Origin of the sequence: Hyphomonas sp. (genome assembly GCF_013823385.1) — a bacterium.
GTDB lineage: Bacteria > Pseudomonadota > Alphaproteobacteria > Caulobacterales > Hyphomonadaceae > Hyphomonas.
This window is the reverse complement of sequence record NZ_PNMA01000036.1, coordinates 13,098-31,172: the sequence shown is the minus strand read 5'-3', so window position 1 is coordinate 31,172 and position 18,075 is coordinate 13,098. Positions and strand designations below refer to the sequence as shown.

The following is an 18,075-nucleotide window of genomic DNA, read 5'->3' as shown; positions in this document are numbered from 1 at the left end:
CCCGGCAACCGCCGACACGTCCTAGCTTTTCCCAAAAGCCGAATCCAGCCCAAATCCCCCGGCCAGCGCCCGCTGCGTCCGGCCAAAAGTGCTGGCTTGGACGGCCGCCAAGTCTGCTCCTTCAAAAGGTTGACCTTCCTGGAAATTCTGGTTGAAGGAAAAAGGCTGAAAAGAAGGGGCTGGGGTTGAGACTGTTTGGATATTGCGCGGCATTGATCGCTGCACTCGTACTGGTGCCCTACGCAATGGCAGAGGATGCCATTCCTGAGCGCGTTGACTGTTGGACAAACATGACAACGTATAAGGCATTTCAGACGCAGATGGAGAGTGAAGGGTACGACAACAAAGACCCTTCCGACCGGATCACATTTTTCGAGACCCTATTATCCGATCCGGAAACCGGATGTGAAACCAGCATCCCGGCCTTGTTCCTGCTTGCCAATCAGCACTTCGAGAGCCGTTCGCCGCAGGAGTATTTTCCTGTGTTGGAGCGGGCGCTGTCAGACCCGCTTTTCAGTTTACCGGAAGTCAGGGCGTTCAGGGAGAACCTTGTTTCCGGGGGCGTTCTCTACAGCCTCACCGAGAACCGGGTTTCGGAGGGGTATGAGCTGCTCAAGGGCGAGACGGAAATTCTGGAAACGCCCTCTCACCATGTCAGGGCCATCTATGCCTTTTTCCTGGCGCACGCGGGAGACGTTCAGCTTGCTGAAAGTCTTGCAAAGAGAGTCTTTCTCGATGCAGGCAGGCAGAAAAAACTCACGCCTGCCGAAAGGCTCGTTTACCAGGGAATGGACCCGCGCGAGCAGGGGAAACTGGCTTATGCCCTGACCACATTGATGATGACGGGGGCATATGAGTCCGTCGTGGAAAATCTGGCGGGTGTCCGGGTCGACGATTCCACATCGGAAATGAAACTCCTCGCGCTTTCGTCAGTCCCGAAATCGGCAGATCCGGCCGTTGCGCTGGCAAGACTGGGGGAGAATGTTTCCGAACTTCAGAAGAGTGAGGCGGAAGGATATTTGTCTCCAGATGCCGCGCGTTGGTATTATGCGGCGCATTTCCTCGCCCTGCGCGCAAGTGCCCGGGAAATGGAGGCTGATGAGCTTCTGTCGGTGGCCCAAAAGAAGTTTGGAAAAAGTTTCAATGCAGACGCAGAGGTGGAGACTTGGGTCAGCCAGTCATTTGCCCTCGTGCCCAGTGGCGGTGTGATGGATGTTCAGGATACGCAACTTGCAGCGCCCATCCAGCCAAATTGGCCGTGGGAGGCTGCGCCGCCGGCAACCGCCAACTGCCTCGTTCGGTTTAACGTGTCGGAGCGTGGCAAGCCAATAAACATACGGGCAATTTGTGACGACGACCGCTTCCTGAAGTCGGCAGAAAACGCCCTCAAGCGGGCTGAATTCAAACCCAGAATGGTCGATGGAAAGCCGGTCGTCCGCTACAACGTCGTTCAGCCGCTGGAATACCGGTAACCCGGCAAACGCCTCTGCCGTTCAGGGATCAAGCCGCACAGCGCCCTGCGCGGCATTGCCCACATGCGCGGCATAGACCTTCAGCGCGCGGCTGACCTTGCGGGGGCGGTCTTCCACCGGCTTCCAGGCCTTCGCGCCTCTGGCCTCCATCGCCGCCCGCCGCCGCGCAAACTCTTCGGCGGAGACCTTGGCATTGATCGTCCGGCTGGGGATGTCGATCTCGATGATATCGCCTTCCTCGATCAGGGCGATGGCGCCGCCTTCGGCCGCTTCCGGGCTGACATGGCCGATCGAGAGGCCGGAGGTGCCGCCGGAGAAGCGGCCATCCGTGATCAGAGCGCAGGCTTTGCCCAGCCGCATCGATTTCAGATAGGAGGTCGGGTAGAGCATTTCCTGCATGCCGGGGCCGCCGCGCGGGCCTTCATAGCGCACGATCACGACATCGCCCGCCTTCACCTGCTTGCCGAGAATGCGCTTGCACGCCTCTTCCTGGCTCTCGCAAACGATGGCGGGGCCGGAGAATGTCAGATTGCTGTCGTCCACACCGGCGGTCTTCACCACGCAGCCCTGCTCGGCAATATTGCCAAAGAGAACGGCGAGGCCGCCATCCTGCGAGAAGGCGTGGCTTGCCGAGCGGATGACGCCTTTCTCACGATCCGTATCCAGAGCTTTGTAGCGGCGCGACTGGCTGAAGGCCTGCGTCGTGCGCACGCCGCCCGGCGCGGCCAGGAACAGCTCCTGCACTTCGGGATCATTGGTAACGGCGATGTCCCATTTGTTGAGGGCTTCGGCCATCGTGGGCGCGTGGATCGTGCGCACGGAGGTGTCGAGCTTTCCGGCGCGGGCGAGCTCGCCCAGAATGCCGAAGATGCCGCCGGCGCGGTGCACGTCTTCCATGTGCACATTCTGCACCGCCGGCGCCACCTTGCAGAGGCATGGCGTCACCCGGCTCAGCCGGTCGATATCATCCAGCGTGAAGTCCACCTCGCCCTCGCGGGCCATGGCCAGCAGGTGGAGGATCGTATTGGTCGATCCGCCCATCGCGATGTCGAGCGTGATGGCATTCTCGAACGCCGCCTTGGTGGCAATGCCGCGCGCAGAGACGCCGGTGTCGCCCTGCTCGTAATACATCTTGGTCAGCTCGACGATGCGGCGCCCCGCGCGGCGGAAGAGGGCCTCGCGGTCGGCATGCGTGGCCAGCGTCGAGCCATTGCCCGGCAGCGCGAGGCCAAGCGCTTCAGCGAGGCAGTTCATGGAGTTGGCCGTAAACATGCCCGAGCAGGAGCCACAGGTCGGGCAGGCATTCTTCTCGAACTCGTCGACTTCCGCGTCCGTCCGGTCGGGATTGGCCGCCTCGATCATCGCGTCGATCAGGTCCACCGCGCGCAGCTCGCCATCGATGTTGACCTTGCCCGCCTCCATCGGCCCGCCGGAAACGAACACGACCGGAATGTCGAGCCGCAGCGCCGCCATCATCATGCCGGGCGTGATCTTGTCGCAATTGGAGATGCACACCATCGCATCGGCGCAATGGGCATTGACCATGTATTCCACGCTGTCGGCGATCACTTCGCGCGAGGGCAGGGAATAGAGCATCCCGTCATGGCCCATGGCGATGCCGTCATCGACCGCGATGGTGTTGAATTCCTTCGCCACGCCGCCCGCTGCGACGATCTCTCCGGCCACCAGCTGGCCCAGATCCTTGAGGTGCACATGCCCGGGGACGAACTGGGTGAACGAGTTTACCACCGCAATGATCGGCTTGCCGAAATCGCTGTCCGTCATGCCCGTCGCGCGCCAGAGGCCGCGGGCACCGGCCATGTTGCGGCCGTGGGTGGAGGTGCGGGAACGGTAGGGGATCATCGGGTCAGGTCTCGTGGCTTACGCAAAATTTTGCCTTCCGGGGCGGAAATGAAGCCGGAAAGCGGTGAATTCACCCGCTCTTTAGCATCTGCGGGAAAGATTGGAATGGGCCAGATGGCGGAGGAGGCGGTTAGAGTAGCGGGCGGTGACCCAGCCCCCGCCTGTCGGACGGCTCATCCTGAGCGAAGTCGAAGGACGAGCCGGGGCTGGGGGCAGTCCTGCGTGGCCCATCCTTCGGCTTCGCTCAGGATGAGCGGTGGTTTGAGTTGCCGATCTTCCTCCTGACACTCTAATGCGCCGCCGCCCAGTTCCCTGCCGCCTTGGCCTCGACCACCAGCGGCACAGACAGCTTCAGCGCCGGCCCGTCCGCCGCCGCCATGGTCTTCTGCACCAGCGCTATCAGCTTCTCGGCTTCCTTCTCCGGGCATTCGAACACAAGCTCGTCATGCACCTGCAGCAGCATCCGCGCTGAGAGGCCAGCGCCCGCCAGCGCCTCCGGCATGCGGATCATGGCGCGCTTGATGATGTCAGCGGCCGACCCCTGGATCGGCGCGTTGATGGCCTGCCGTTCGGCAAAGGCGCGGGCGGGCCCCTTGGCCTTCATGTCCGGCAGGTTGATCTTGCGGCCGAAGGCGGTGCGCACGAAGCCTGTCTCGCGGGCAAATTCCTTGGTTTCGTCCATATACTGACGGATACCGGGGAAGCGCTCGAAATAGGTCTTGATATACTGGTTCGCCTCGCCCGCAGGAATGCCGAGCTGGCGGCCAAGACCAAAGCCGGAGATGCCATAGATGATGCCGAAATTGATCGCCTTGGCCTGCCGGCGCACCATCGGGTCCATGCCTTCGATGGGCACGCCGAACATCTCGCTGGCGGTCATGGCGTGAATGTCGAGGCCATCCTTGAAGGCCTGCTTCAGCGCCGGAATATCCGCCATATGCGCCAGGATGCGCAGCTCGATCTGCGAATAGTCTGCCGAGACGATGACATTGCCGTCCTCGGCAATGAAGGCCTGCCGGATCTTGCGGCCTTCTTCAGTCCGCACAGGGATGTTCTGCAGGTTCGGGTCGGTCGAAGACAGCCGCCCCGTCTGCGCGCCCGCCATCATGAAGCTGGTATGCACCCGGCCGGTCTTCTTGTTGATCGCCGCCTGCAGCGCTTCGGTATAGGTCGAGCGCAGCTTCGACAGCATCCGCCAGTCGACAATCGTGCGCGGCAGTTCATGCCCCTCTGCGGCAAGCCCTTCGAGCACATCGCCATCGGTCACCCACGCCCCGGTCTTGGTCTTCTTCCCGCCGGGCAGGTTCATCTCGTCAAACAGGATTTCGCCGAGCTGTTTGGGCGAGCCGATATTGAAGCTGCGCCCAGCCTGCTCATGGGCCTGCGCTTCCAGCCCCGCCATGCGCTGGTTGAAGTCAGCCGACAGGCGCGACAGCATCTGCCGGTCAACCTTGATGCCCGCCCGCTCCATCTCCGCCAGCACCGGCACCAGCGGGCGTTCCAGTGTCTCGTAAACCGTGGTTACATGCTCCGTACGCAGACGCGGCTTCAGCGCCAGCCAGAGGCGCAGCGTCACATCGGCGTCCTCGGCGGCGTATTCCGTGGCCTTGTCGAGGGCGACCTGCGCGAAGCTTTTCTGCGCCTTGCCGCTGCCGGCCACATCCTTGAAGGTGATCGGCGCGTGGCCAAGATAGCGCTCGGAAAGCTCGTCCATCCCATGCCCGTGAATGCCGGCATTCAGGGCGAAGGAAATCAGCATCGTGTCGTCAATGGGCGCCACGCGGATGCCATGCTGGGCGAACACGCAGAGATCATATTTGATGTTCTGGCCGATCTTCAGCGTGGCCGGGTCTTCCAGCATCGGCTTCAGGACTTGCAGCGCGTCCGCCATCCGGATCTGGCGCGGCGGGTCGGCGCCAAACATGTCGCCCTCGCCTTTGGCTTCGGGGTCCACATGCGCCAGCGGTATGTAGCACGCCTCGCCGGGGGCAAGCGCCAGTGACACGCCCACCAGCCCGCCGGAGACCGCATCCAGACTGTCCGTCTCCGTATCAACCGCCACATGGCCCTGCGTCATGGCGCGGGCCACCCAGTCTTCCAGCGTCTTGAGATCGCGGACACAGGTATAGGCGGAGACATCAAAGGGCTGGCCTTCGGGCGTGGGCGCTTCGAGGGCGCCTTCCATCTCCATTTGCTCGCGCACGCGGCGGGTGATGGTGCGAAACTCCATCTCCTCCAGGAAGCCGATCAGCTCCTTCGGGTCCGGGTCTTGCACCGCCAGGTCTTCCAGCGGCACCTTCACCGGCACATTCTCCTCCAGCTGCACCAGCCGTTTGGAAATGCGGATCTGGTCGGCAAAGCCGATCAGCGTCTCGCGGCGCTTGGGCTGCTTGATCTCTCCGGCTCGCGCCAGCAGCGTTTCCAGATCGCCGAATTCGGTGATCAGCTGCGCCGCCGTCTTGATGCCGATGCCCGGCGCGCCGGGCACATTGTCCACGCTGTCTCCGGCAAGGGACTGGACATCGACCACGCCTTCGGGGCCGACGCCGAACTTCTCGAACACATCCTCCCGGCCCAGCAGCTTGTTCTTCATCGGGTCCAGCATCAGCACCCTGTCAGAGACAAGCTGCATCAGATCCTTGTCCGAAGACACGATGGTCACGCGCGCGCCCTTGGCCTCGGCCTGTTTGGCATAGGTGGCGATCAGGTCGTCGGCCTCATAGCCGCCCTGTTCGATGGCATGGGCGGCAAACGCCACCGAGGCCCGGCGCACCAGCGGAAACTGCGGCACTAGCTCCTCGGGCGGGTCGGAGCGGTTGGCCTTGTAGAGCGGATAGATCTCGTTCCGGAAGGTCACTTCGGACGCATCGAAGATGCAGGCAAAATGCGTCGGCCGCTGCCCGCCCTTCAGCTCCTCCAGCAGCTTGAACAGCATGTTGCAGAAGCCCGCCACCGCGCCCACCGGCAGCCCGTCGGACGAGCGTGTCAGCGGGGGCAGGGCATGGAACGCGCGGAACACATAGGCGCTCGCATCGATGAGATAGAGGTGGCTGTCCTGATTGATGGGCGCCGTGGCCATGAGCGATTCCTTTGATTTGTTCCCGGTTTAGCCCGCATGGGCGCCCGCGTCACCCGCTCGCTCGGAAATCGCGCGCATCGCCTACAGTTACGGCACATGTCACTTTCGTAACGCGCCGGATCGAATTTAGGCTTTTCCGTGGCGGCAGGGGTGTGCTACTTTTGCCACATGGACCGTGATCTGGACTTCGAAGAAGCGACGGCCCTCATTCCGGCAGTGCAGAAGCATGTGCCGAAGGCGCCGTGGCATCTCCCCGTTATCGGGGCCATCGCCGTGTTGTGGAGCCTCCTGGGCGTCTTCGACCTTCTGGCGATGATCACCCGCTTTGCGCCCTACATGAACCAGATGCCGGACCTGACACGGGAGTTCATCTACGAGCTTCCCCTCGGCGTCATCGCCCTGCGCGGCATCGCGGTCTTCGCCACGCTCGCCGGCGCGGTCTACCTCATCCGCAAGCGGCTGGTGGCGGTGCGTATCCTCGCCCTCGGCGCCACGACGACCATCCTCGGCATCGGCTTCACCTTCGCCGATGGCGCCCCCGATGACAGCACGATCCAGGCCGTCTCGGTGTTCACCATCGTGGTCTCCGTCCTGCTGCTCTATTACGCGCAGACCTGGGCCAAGTTTGGCGTCCTGAAATAGGCCCCCGGCCACCCAGATTGCACTCCGCTTAAATCGGCGTACACTTCCCTTACGTCAGGGAGGGGCGCGCATGACTGAAAATACATCCGTAATCGCCCCGAAAGCCGGCTGGCATATCTGGCTCGTCGGCATATTGGCGCTCGTCTGGAATGCCTTTGGCTGTTTCGATTTCGTGATGACGGCCACGCGCAACGAGGCCTATCTGGCGCCTTTTCCGCAGGAGATGCTGGACTACTGGTTTGCCATGCCCTGGTGGGTCTGGGGCGCGTGGGTGATGGGCGTGTTTGGCGGATTTTTCGGCGCCGTTGCCCTTCTGCTGCGCAGCGCCTGGGCTGTGAAGCTGTTCGCCGTCTCGCTGCTGGGCGCGATCATCAGCCTGATCGACGGCATGATGGATACGGACGCGCCGAAGATGGAGGGGGGCGAGATCTTTCCCTATCTCATCATCGCGATTGCCCTGATCCAGCTCGCCTACGCTTGGTGGCAGATGAAACGCGGCGCCTTGCGCTGAGCGCAATTCGCTCTAGCCTCCCGGCGAGACGTTCAGGGAGGAACAACATGGTCAACGAAAAGAACCAGACATGGGTGCTGCGCAGTCGTCCAGTGGGCGATCTGAAAGAGGGGGATCTGGAGCTGGTCGAGACCCCGCTCGCCCCGCTCGAAGACGGCCAGGTGCGCGCCAAGACGATCTACCTCTCGCTCGATCCCACCAACCGCATCTGGATGAGCGACATGGACGCCTATCTGCCGCCCGTGCAGATCGGCGACCCGATGCGCGGCGGCGGGCTCAGCGTCATCACCGAAAGCCGCTTTGACGGCCTTGCCCCCGGCGACATCGTCAATACCGGCCTCGCCGGCTGGTCGATCTACAACACGCTGCCCGGCGCCGCACTCACCAAGCTGCCAAAGCTGCCCGGCGTGCCGCTGACGGCCTTCATGGGCCCGCTCGGCGCCACCGGCATGACCGCCTATTTCGGCCTGATGGACATCGGCAAGCCGAAAGCCGGTGAAACGGTGGTCGTCTCCGCCGCTGCCGGCGCTGTCGGCTCGATGGTCGGCCAGATCGCCAAGATCCAGGGCTGCCGCGTCGTCGGCATCGCGGGCGGGGCCGACAAATGCCGCTGGCTTACCCAGGTTGCCGGTTTCGACGCGGCCATCGACTACAAGAACGAAGATGTCGGCGCCGCCCTCGACAAGCATTGCCCCACCGGCATCGACATCAACTTCGAGAATGTCGGCGGCAAGATCATGGACGAGGTCATCGCCCGGCTGAACGACTTCTCGCGCATGCCGCTCTGCGGCCTCATCTCCACCTACAACGCCACCGCGCCCGTGCCCGGCCCCTACAACTTCGCCAACCTGCTGATGCGGCGGACGCTGGTGAAGGGCTTCATCGTCATCGACTATTTCCCCCGCTTCCCGGAGGGGATGCAACAGATGGCCCAGTGGCTGATGGAAGGAAAACTGAAATTCGAGACAGACATCGTCGAGGGCTTCGAGAAGGCTCCGGCGAGCCTGTCGCGCCTGTTTGAGGGCAAAAATCTCGGAAAACTCGTGGTTCAGGTCAGTCCGGAGCCGGTTTGAGGCTCAGGTTCAGCTTGCGTTCATGCGCCCCATTACCAGAATGTCATCATGAAGTCTGGGAGTGGGAAATGGGACGGCATGCGGGACTGGGGACACGGGGATGGATGGCAGCCGCAGCGCTGATCGGCGTTGCCGGCTGCAGCCATTCCGATTGGGAGGCCATCGCCATGGGCCTCAACATGGCGGCCGACGAGATGGCCGTCACGCTCACCCAGACGCCCCCCTATGGCTGCGACTACAACGCCCAGGGCTATGCCGTATGCGATGACACCGGCGATGGCTTTGCCGACCGCTATGCCGACCCGGCCTGGGATTATGTGCCCGGCTATTACATAACCCCCGCCACCCGCATCAATGATTATGGCGAGGCCTTCCAGTACAATGCCAGCTGCGACTGCTGGTACCGCGAACCCTCGCTCGACACCTATCCCAAGTAAGCGCCGCATTTCCGGGCGCCGGGGAGGGAGCGGAAAATGAGCCCGTCTCCGCGCTTGCGCTCTGCCCTCGGCGCTGCTCATATGGCCTGAGAACACACTCACCGTGGGGAGAAACGCGGTTGCCGTTGCGCCGTCTGTTCGCTGTGGCCCTGTTCCTGGCTGCCTGCTGGGCGGGGCCCGCTTTTGCCCGGCCCGCCGTCGAAGATGCTCCGCTCAAGGACTGGGCCGTCGGTATCCTCGCGGCGGACTGGCGCGACAGTGAAGGCGCCCCCATTGATGCCTTCGAGAATGCGCGGCGCGATCTTGCCCGCGGTTTTGCCGATGTGGGCTTCAACCCGGACAACATCACCCACATGTCGCTGCGCCCGCGAGAGCTGGGCGGCTTTTCCCTGCGCTCGGAGGACGTCTTCACCGCCTTCGGGCAGCTGGCCGCCAAGGCGCCGGCCGGCTGCCTCTTCTACTTCACCTCCCATGGCGTGCCCGAAGGCATGGTGCTTGGCACCGAAGGGCTGATCAGTCCGAAGAAGCTCAACGGCCTGATCAGCCAGTGGTGCGGGCAGCGGCCAACGGTTGTGGTCGTCTCGGCCTGCTTCTCCGGCGTCTTCGTGCCGGAACTCGCCGCGCCCAACCGGCTGGTGATGACCGCGGCCCGTCCGGACCGCTCCTCCTTTGGCTGCGGCGCAGGGATGATCTATCCGGTGTTCGACCAGTGCGTTCTGGACTCGCTGCCGGGGGCGGACGATTTCGTCCACCTCTCGAGCATGACGCGCCGCTGCGTCGCCCTGCAGGAGCGCCAGCAGCGCCTCTGGCCTCCCTCCGAGCCCCAGTCAAATCTGGGCGCCGATGTCGAAGACCTGTTCGTCTTCCTCGATTTCGAGAAGCCTGCGCCTTAGGTCGCGTTCAGCGCCGCAAAGCCTGCTTCCAGATCCGCCTTGAGATCGCTCACCGCTTCCAGCCCCACATGCACGCGCATCAGCTGGCCGGGCTTGTCTCTCGTCCAGCAGCCGTCGCTGCGCGTCAGCTGGTCATCACACGGAATGATCAGGCTCTCAAACCCGCCCCAGGAAAAGCCCATGCCGAACAGCTGCAATGCCTCAAAGAACCGCTCCAGCGCGGCACTTGGATAATCCTTCAGCACAAAGGCGAAAAGGCCGTTGGCGCCGGTGAAATCCCGTTTCCACAAGGCATGATCGGGGTGGGAGGGCAGGGCGGGATGGATGACGCTCGCCACTTCGGCCCGCCCCTCCAGCCAGCGCGCCAGCTCCAGCCCGGCCGCTTCATGCGCCTTCAGCCGCGTCTTCAGGCTGCGGATGCCGCGCACCGCCAGATAGGCGTCATCCGGGGCAAGGCCTATGCCCCAGTCTTCGGAACAATTGGCCACCTTGTTGGCAAGGCTCAGCTCATTGGTCATCACCGCGCCGCCAAAGGCGTCCGAATGGCCCACCACATATTTGGTCAGCGCCTGCACGGAAATATCGGCCCCCAGCGCCAGCGGCTGATAGTGCAGGCCCGCGCCCCAGGTATTGTCGCAGACGATCCGTATGCCGCGCTTCTTCGCCACCTCGGCCATCGCCGGCAGATCGGAAATCTCGAAGGTCAGAGAGCCGGGGGATTCCAGGAGGATTGCCTGGGTGTTGTCGCGGAACAGGCGCTCGATGCCCGCGCCCATGCGCGGATCGAAGCGCTCGGCGTCCACGCCCATCGTCTTCAGGCGCTTCTCGCAGAAGCGGGCGGTCGGCCCATAGGCGCTGTCGGTAAACAGGAGATGCCCGCCGGCGCTCACCACGCTGGCAATCCCCAGCGCGCAGGCCTGCAGGCCGTTGGAGGCAAGCCGCGTGTGCCTGGCGCCCTCCAGAATGCACATCGCCGCTTCCAGTTCGCGGTGAACTGTCAGCCCCATCCGGCCATAAGTTGGCTTCGGCCCATAGAGCGCCGCCTCGGTGCGGAAGAGGACGGTGGAGGCCCGCTCCACCGGCGGGTTCACCGTCACGCGGCCCAGGCGCTCGGCGCGCGTATGGATCAGGCGTGTTTCCGGCGCTGCGTCGTCGCGGGCGCTCATTCTGCGCCCCGCACGACCGGCCGGGCCGGATCAGATGCCCATTCGGTCCATGACCCATCATAGACGGCCACATCCCAGTTGCCGAGGCGGGCAAGGGCGAGCGCCGTAATCGCTGCCGTCACACCGGAGCCGCAGGTCGCCACGGTCGGCGCGCCCGGATCAGGCATCAGCCGGCGCAGCTCCTCGGCCGATTTCATGCGGCCATCTTCGGTAACGAGCAGGCTGCCCGGCACATTGATGCTGCCGGGAATATGGCCTGAGGGCAGGCCTGCGCGCGGCTCAGGCTCGCGCCCGAAGAAGCGCCCATCCGGCCGGGCATCAATGATCCGCACACGCGCAGAGCCCACCAGCTGTTCCATATCGCGCGCGTCCATGATGAGGTCGCTGCGCACGCGCGGGGTGAAGTGGCGCTCGCCCGGCGGGGTCGGCAGATCGTCCAGCGGGCCGCCTTCGGCCACCCAGGCGTGCAGCCCGCCATCCAGCACATGCACATCCTTGTGCCCCATCACGCGCAGCATCCACCAGGCGCGGGCGGAGGCAAAAAAGCGGTTCTGATCGTAAACCACAATGCGGCTGCCATCGCCGAGGCCCAGCTTGCGCACCCGCGAGGAGAACTTCACGGCATCGGGCATCATATGGGGGTAGGGCGAGGCGGTATCGGCGATCTCGTCAATATCGAAATAGACCGCCTTCGGAATATGTCCGCGCTTCCAGGCTTCGCGCCCGGTTTCCACCGGATTGGTCCAGGCGGCAAACCAGGTGGCGTCCACGATGCGCACATCGGGGGCCGAAATATTGGCCATCAGCCATTCGGCGCTGACCAGAGGATCGCCATACTCACTCATGATTTGGTCTCCATCCATGGCGGAACCGGCAGGCCCTTGGAACGCAGGAATTCCGGATTGTAGAGCTTGGTCTGGTAGCGGTTGCCATAGTCACAGAGGATGGTGACGATGGTGTGCCCCGGCCCCAGCTCGCGGGCAAGGCGCACCGCCCCGGCCACATTCACGCCGCTGGAGCCACCAAGGCACAGCCCTTCATGCTCCACCAGATCGAACAGATAGCGCAGGGCCTCTTCATCGTGAATGCGCCAGGCCTTGTCGACCGGGATGTCTTCAAGGTTTGCCGTGATGCGTCCCTGTCCGATGCCCTCGGTGATGGAGGTGCCTTCGGCTTTCAGCTCGCCGGTGGTGTAATAGGAAAAGAGCGCCGCGCCGCCGGGATCGGCGAGGCCGATGGTGATCTTCGGATTGCGCTCCTTCAGGCCAAGGGCCACGCCGCCCAGCGTCCCGCCGGAGCCGACCGCGCAGATGAAACCGTTCACCTGGCCTTGGGTCTGATCCCAGATTTCCCGCGCGGTGGTGTTGTAATGGGCGCGGCGGTTGGCCTGGTTGTCGAACTGGTTGGCCCAGATCGCGCCATTGGGCTCGCTCGCCGCCAGCTCCTCGGCAAGGCGCCCGGAATAGCGCACATAGTTGTTGGGGTTGGCATAGGGCACCGCATCCACCTCGATCAGCTCGGCGCCGAGCAGGCGGATCGCGTCCTTCTTCTCCTGGCTCTGGGTGCGCGGCATCACGATCACCACCCGGTAGCCGAGCGCCTTGCCCACCAGCGCCAGCCCGATGCCGGTATTGCCGGCGGTGCCTTCCACGATCGTCCCGCCCGGCTTCAGCGCGCCGGAAGCTTCCGCTTCCCGGATGATGCCCAGGGCCGGGCGGTCCTTCACGGACTGGCCCGGATTGAGGAACTCGCACTTGCCGAGAATCTCACAGCCCGTCTCGTCCGAAACGCGGTTGAGCCGGAGCAGCGGCGTGTTGCCTATGAGGTCGATGACAGACCTGTGGATGGTCATGGGGGCGTTACTCGATTCTGACATTGGGTTGCTGGCAAACAGGCTACGCGCCGCCGCCAGCGCGTTCAATCCGCAAGGGGTGCGAAACTGCTGCGGCATGCGCCCGTTCTGCGGGTGAAAAGGGCAAGGCAGCGCCCGCCGTCAACTGACATGTCCCTTAAGGAGGTGTGGAACCATCGCGCCGCAGCGGGGTTGATTGGGGGAAGGCGGCCCTGTGCTGGCCGCCCCCTGCATTTCCGGTCAGACAGTTCAGAATGATCTATTTCGCCTGACCGGCCGTACAGAGGTCAACACGCGAAAGGATAACTCACATGCTCCTCCGGCGATTGGTTTTGTCCGCTTCTGTCCTGATGTGTCCGCTTTCTGGCGCGGCAATGGCCGACAACGCCCCCGTTCCGCAGCCTGCTGGCATCACAAAAGCCTGGCAGCCCGCCCCTGGGGACGTGATCCGCTTCGATGTCCTGCGCAAGGGCAGCCCCTTCGGCTCTCACCTCGTCACCTTCGATGAGGGCCCCGATGGCGCGCTTGTGGCGAACACGAAGATCAACCTGAAAGCCGGTCTCGGGCCCATCACGGTGTTCCGCTACGATCACACCGCCAGCGAAGTCTGGCGGGAAGGCCAGCTGGTCGAGGTCGCCGGTGAGGTGAATGATGACGGCAAGAAAGCCTCGATGGAAGCTGTCCGGAACGGCAATTCCCTGGCCGTTCAAGGCACGCTCTTCTCCGGCAAGGTGCCAGCCACTGTGATCCCGGCCAGCCACTGGAACTACGCCCAGACACAGACCCGCAACCTGCTCTCGACCGAAGACGGCGAGATCTACGACATCAAGGTGACGCCGAAAGGCCGCGAGAAGATCACCGCCGCCGGCCGCGAGATCGAGGCCAACCGCTACCTTCTGCAATCCGATCTCGATGTTGACCTCTGGTATGATGACCAGGGCCGCTGGGTGAAACTCGCCTTCGAGGCCCGCGGCCAGCAGATCGAGTACGTTCTGAGCCAGATGTACTGACAAGCCGGGAGCCTTGGGGGTGGGTACATTAAGGCTCGTGCTCGGCGATCAGCTGTCGCTGCAGCTCTCATCCCTGACCGATGCCGCTAAATCAGAAGACGTCATCCTCCTTGCCGAAGTGCGGGAGGAGGCGACCTATGTGCGCCATCACAAGAAGAAGATCGCCTTCCTCTTCGCCGCGATGCGCCATTTTGCCGGCGAGCTGAAGACGGCTGGCTATCAGGTTCGCTACATCCGCCTGGATGATCCGGCCAATCAGGGCTCCTTGCGGGCCGAAGCGGCCCGCGCGCTGGAGGAGCTTCCGGGCCTCAAAAGGCTGGTCGTGACAAAGCCCGGCGAATGGCGCCTGCTGCAGGACATGGAGCGGTGGAGCGATCTGTTCGCAGTGCCGGTCGAACTGCGTGATGACACCCGCTTCATCGTCTCCCCGAAGGAATTCAATGCCTGGGCCAGCGGGCGTAAGCAGCTGCGGATGGAGTATTTCTACCGCGAGGTTCGCCTCAAGACCGGCCTGCTGATGGACGGGGACCAGCCCGAAGGCGGCCAGTGGAATTACGACACCGAAAACCGCAAGCGCCTGCCCAGATCCATGACGGCGCCCCAGCGTTTCCTGCCCGAGGCGGACGCGCTGACCCGCGAAGTCATGGCGCTGGTGGCGGCGCGTTTTCCGGATCATTTCGGAGATCTGGAGCCCTGGGTGTTCGCGACCACGCGCGCCGGGGCGGAACAAGCCCGCGACCATTTCATCTCGGAAATCCTGCCGGGCTTTGGCGACTGGCAGGACGCCATGGCGCGCGGCGAGCCCTGGATGTGGCACTCGCTGCTCTCGGTCTATCTCAATTGCGGCCTCCTGGACCCGCTGGACGTCTGCCGCCGCGCGGAAGCGGAATGGAAGGCGCGTAGGGCGCCGCTCAACGCGGTGGAGGGCTTCATCCGCCAGATCATCGGCTGGCGCGAATATGTGCGCGGCATCTACTGGTTGAAGATGCCTGGCTATGCGCAGATGAACGCACTGGACGCGCATCATCCGCTGCCGGAATTTTACTGGACCGGAAAGACCCGCATGCGCTGCATGGCCGAGGCCATCGGCCAGACCCAGCGCTATGCCTATGCCCATCACATCCAGCGCCTGATGATCACGGGCAATTTCGCCCTGCTCGCCGGGCTATCACCGGCGCAGGTCAATGAATGGTATCTGCTGGTCTATGCCGACGCCTATGAATGGGTGGAGCTGCCCAACACCCATGGCATGGCGCTGCACGCCGATGGCGGGCTGATGGCGTCCAAGCCCTATGCGGCCAGCGGCAACTATATTTCGAAGATGTCGGACTATTGCGAAGGCTGTTCCTATGATGTGAAGCGCCGCACCGGCGAAAAAGCGTGTCCCTTCAATTTTCTTTACTGGGATTTTATCGCCCGCCATGAAGCGCGGTTCAAAAACAACCCGCGGATGGCCGTGATCTGTAAATCCTTAAACAGGATGAGCGTTTCGGAACGTGCCGAGATACGGGCCGAAGCGGCCGGATTCCTCCGTGAGATCGGCCATAATTCCCTGTAACACTCGCATTTCCACAGGGAGATAGATGAAATTTCATCGATCCCGGTCGGCGCTGGCTAACCCGTTTGCGGTAACAATGTTCAGTAGAAGACGGGACGCGTACAGCGTGCGGGAGACGGGGTAATGCCATATCGTCAGGATGGCTCAGCGACGCTTTGGTCGCTGAAAAAGCTCATGCGGGGCGTGGAAGTGCCGGAAAAGCACGTTGCCGCGCTGCGTGCCCAGCAGATGAATTCGATGAGCCGGATCACCAATGTGATCATCCTGTCGAATGTGCTGAACATCATCGCCATCCTCGCGATTTTCCTCAACTATGGCCAGATCCACTTTCTTGCAGCCTGGTCCGTCTGTGGACTGATTATCAATATCGGCGCCTGGTTCAAGTATCGCCAGTTCCTCCGGATCGATCCCCACAAGCGCAGCAATCGCCGCGCCGTGGCCGACTTCACACGTGTGGCCATCTGCAATGGCCTGCTGTGGGGGCTGGCGCCAATCGTCGTGCTTGGCACGGCGGATGTTCAGGGCCAGATGGTCATGGGCATCATCACGGCCGGGATGATGTTCGCAGGCGGTTTCCTGCTGTCGCGCATTCCGGTGGCTGCCATCTACTACATCGTTCCCACCGGCCTTGGCCTGGCAACGGCGCTGATGCTGCAGACCGGGCCGAAATACGCCATCCTCTCGATCCTGATGGTCTATTATCTGATCGTTCTGCTGGTGGCCGTTGCGTGGACCCATCGCCAGTTCGTGGAGCAGTTTCTCGGCCGGGCCGCCATCCAGGACCAGTCCCAGCTGATTGGCCTCCTTTTGCGGGATTTTGAGGAAAGCACCTCCGATACGCTCTGGCAGACCGATGCCGACGGCGTGCTGCAGGAAATCCCGATCGTCAGCGAGGCGGGAGACGCGGCCTGGAGCAAGAGCGACATGCTGCGCCGGGGCGCGGTGTTCACGGATGTCTTTTACGCGGGCGACGCCCGCAAGGCGCTTGAAAAGGCCGTAACGGCCCGCCAGCCATTCCGGGATATGGTTGTTCCCATCAAGAGCGCCCAGGGCGATCTGTGCTGGTGGTCGGTGACCGGCAAGCCGGTGGTGGAGCGCGGACAATTCCAGGGCTATCGCGGCGTTGCGGCGGACGTCACCCAGTCCAAGAAGATCGAAGACCGCATCGCGCATATGGCGCATTTCGACAGCCTGACCGGCCTGCCCAACCGCATCACGATGCAGGAACAGCTGGAAGACATGCTGCGCCGTCCGCCCGTTGCGCCCGCCTGCCGGGCCCTGATGATGATGGATCTCGACAGCTTCAAATGGGTGAACGACACGCTGGGGCACCCGGCCGGCGATGAGCTGCTGCGCCAGGTTGCCTCCCGCATCCGTTCTCTGTCGGATCCCGGAGATTTCGTTGCGCGGCTTGGCGGTGATGAATTTGCGATGATCGTGGAACGGGCCGGCATCTCTGAACTCCGCAGCTTCCTGGATCAGTTCGCCTCCGAAATGAGCGCGCTTTATGATGTCTGGGGATCAGCGGCCAATTCGTCCGCCTCGATCGGCGTGCGGCTGTTCGATCCGTCGATCCGCGACAGCCGGACGATGTTTCGCCAGGCAGACCTTGCGCTCTACCAGGCCAAGCATCTGGGCAAGGCCAAATGGTGCATGTTCGAGGAAGAACTTGAGCAGCGCGCTCAGGCCAAGCTGGATATTCAGGAGGAGTTGCAGCGCGCGATGGAGCGCAACGAGCTGCGGATCCACTTCCAGCCCATTATTGACGCGCAGACGCATGAAACCGTGGCCTGTGAAACACTTCTGCGCTGGGAGCACCCCGAACGCGGACTGGTCTATCCCGGCGAATTCATCGAGCATGCCGAGGAAAACGGCCTGATCACCCGCATGGGGGAGTGGGTGATCCGTGCCGCGCTGGAGGAAGCCATGCGCCTGCCCGAGCATGTTCGCATCTGCGTGAACATCTCACCGCTGCAGCTTCACTCCGCCTCGCTCATGAGCACGATTGTCAGCGCAATTGCGGCCAGCAAGCTCGACCCCAGCCGTCTGGAACTCGAGATCACCGAGACCGCGCTGATGAGCAATACCGAATTCACGCTGCGCCGCCTCCACCAGCTTCGCGGGCTGGGTGTGCGGATCGCGCTGGACGATTTCGGGACCGGTTTCTCTTCGCTGAGCTATCTGCGATCCTTCCCGTTTGACCGGATCAAGATCGACCGCTCATTCGTCAGCGACATCGAAACCCGCTCCGAGAGCCAGGCAATAGCCCAGTCCGTGGTAAGCCTTGCCAGATCGCTGGGTATGCAGTGTACGGCAGAAGGGGTTGAGACCACGCATCAGGCTGAATACCTGCGCAAGCTGGGCTGCGAGGAGCTTCAGGGTTTCTTCTTCAGCCGTGCCCACCCGCTGGAACAACTCGGTCATATCGTGCCGTTGCGCCAGAAGGCCGAGATGGCTGCCGCGCCCCAGCCTGTGGAAGCGGCCCTGCACAGCCGCGCCAGCTGAGCCCCAATTGGGGC

General features: G+C 63.1%; 15 protein-coding genes. 10 read left to right on the top strand and 5 right to left on the bottom strand.

Annotation, left to right across the window (positions count from 1 at the left end):
* Positions 1 to 189: hypothetical protein (locus tag C0456_RS16885; protein ID WP_291054539.1), on the top strand; the 189-nt coding region annotated here is incomplete at its 5' end.
* Between the two features lie 23 nt (positions 190 to 212).
* Positions 213 to 1,472 (top strand): energy transducer TonB, encoded by a 1,260-nt coding sequence (locus C0456_RS16880; protein WP_291054536.1) that lies wholly within the window; start codon positions 213 to 215, stop codon positions 1,470 to 1,472.
* Positions 1,473 to 1,493: 21 nt separating this feature from the next.
* On the opposite strand, the gene ilvD is transcribed toward C0456_RS16880, so the two are convergent.
* Together ilvD and polA are read right to left on the bottom strand one after the other, a co-directional pair.
* A complete protein-coding gene (gene ilvD / locus C0456_RS16875; RefSeq protein WP_291054532.1) occupies positions 1,494 to 3,335 on the bottom strand; it encodes a dihydroxy-acid dehydratase in 1,842 nt (613 codons plus the stop codon).
* A gap of 289 nt (positions 3,336 to 3,624) precedes the next feature.
* Entirely contained in the window at positions 3,625 to 6,414 is a 2,790-nt protein-coding gene (gene polA, locus C0456_RS16870; RefSeq protein ID WP_291054529.1) for a DNA polymerase I, read from the bottom strand.
* A gap of 168 nt (positions 6,415 to 6,582) precedes the next feature.
* Here polA and C0456_RS16865 point away from each other — a divergent pair, with 168 nt between their 5' ends.
* The 5 genes from C0456_RS16865 to C0456_RS16845 all read left to right on the top strand — a co-directional run bounded on the left by C0456_RS16865 (position 6,583) and on the right by C0456_RS16845 (position 9,970).
* Positions 6,583 to 7,056, top strand: coding sequence for a hypothetical protein (locus C0456_RS16865; protein WP_291054526.1), 474 nt, complete (start codon positions 6,583 to 6,585; stop codon positions 7,054 to 7,056).
* A 70-nt stretch (positions 7,057 to 7,126) separates the two neighbouring features.
* Complete coding sequence (locus C0456_RS16860) at positions 7,127 to 7,567, top strand: hypothetical protein (RefSeq protein ID WP_291054524.1); 441 nt, start codon at positions 7,127 to 7,129, stop codon at positions 7,565 to 7,567.
* Between the two features lie 47 nt (positions 7,568 to 7,614).
* Positions 7,615 to 8,640: an NADP-dependent oxidoreductase gene (locus tag C0456_RS16855; RefSeq protein WP_291054521.1), complete on the top strand. Its 1,026-nt coding sequence runs from the start codon at positions 7,615 to 7,617 to the stop codon at positions 8,638 to 8,640.
* Positions 8,641 to 8,744: 104 nt separating this feature from the next.
* Positions 8,745 to 9,077, top strand: a complete 333-nt coding sequence (locus tag C0456_RS16850; protein ID WP_291054518.1) for a hypothetical protein — start codon at positions 8,745 to 8,747, stop codon at positions 9,075 to 9,077.
* Between the two features lie 119 nt (positions 9,078 to 9,196).
* The gene (locus C0456_RS16845; RefSeq protein WP_291054515.1) at positions 9,197 to 9,970 is read left to right on the top strand and encodes a C13 family peptidase; all 774 of its coding nucleotides are present in this window, start codon (positions 9,197 to 9,199) and stop codon (positions 9,968 to 9,970) included.
* Here C0456_RS16845 and metC read toward each other — a convergent pair.
* From metC to C0456_RS16830, 3 genes are read right to left on the bottom strand one after another with little or no spacing between them, the layout of a single operon-like run.
* Positions 9,967 to 11,136 (bottom strand): cystathionine beta-lyase, encoded by a 1,170-nt coding sequence (gene metC / locus C0456_RS16840; protein ID WP_291054511.1) that lies wholly within the window; start codon positions 11,134 to 11,136, stop codon positions 9,967 to 9,969. The genes C0456_RS16845 and metC overlap by 4 nt on opposite strands.
* Positions 11,133 to 11,981, bottom strand: coding sequence for a sulfurtransferase (locus C0456_RS16835; RefSeq protein ID WP_291054508.1), 849 nt, complete (start codon positions 11,979 to 11,981; stop codon positions 11,133 to 11,135). Before C0456_RS16835 ends, metC begins: the two co-directional genes overlap by 4 nt.
* A complete protein-coding gene (locus tag C0456_RS16830; RefSeq protein ID WP_367179307.1) occupies positions 11,978 to 12,988 on the bottom strand; it encodes a cysteine synthase A in 1,011 nt (336 codons plus the stop codon). Before C0456_RS16830 ends, C0456_RS16835 begins: the two co-directional genes overlap by 4 nt.
* Positions 12,989 to 13,362: 374 nt before the next feature.
* Between C0456_RS16830 and C0456_RS16825 the strand changes: the two genes are divergently transcribed.
* From C0456_RS16825 to C0456_RS16815, 3 genes are all read left to right on the top strand, one after another.
* Positions 13,363 to 13,998, top strand: coding sequence for a DUF6134 family protein (locus C0456_RS16825; RefSeq protein WP_291054502.1), 636 nt, complete (start codon positions 13,363 to 13,365; stop codon positions 13,996 to 13,998).
* A gap of 19 nt (positions 13,999 to 14,017) precedes the next feature.
* A complete protein-coding gene (locus C0456_RS16820; protein ID WP_291054499.1) occupies positions 14,018 to 15,556 on the top strand; it encodes a cryptochrome/photolyase family protein in 1,539 nt (512 codons plus the stop codon).
* A 123-nt stretch (positions 15,557 to 15,679) separates the two neighbouring features.
* Complete coding sequence (locus C0456_RS16815; RefSeq protein ID WP_291054496.1) at positions 15,680 to 18,061, top strand: EAL domain-containing protein; 2,382 nt, start codon at positions 15,680 to 15,682, stop codon at positions 18,059 to 18,061.
* Positions 18,062 to 18,075 lie beyond the last annotated feature (14 nt).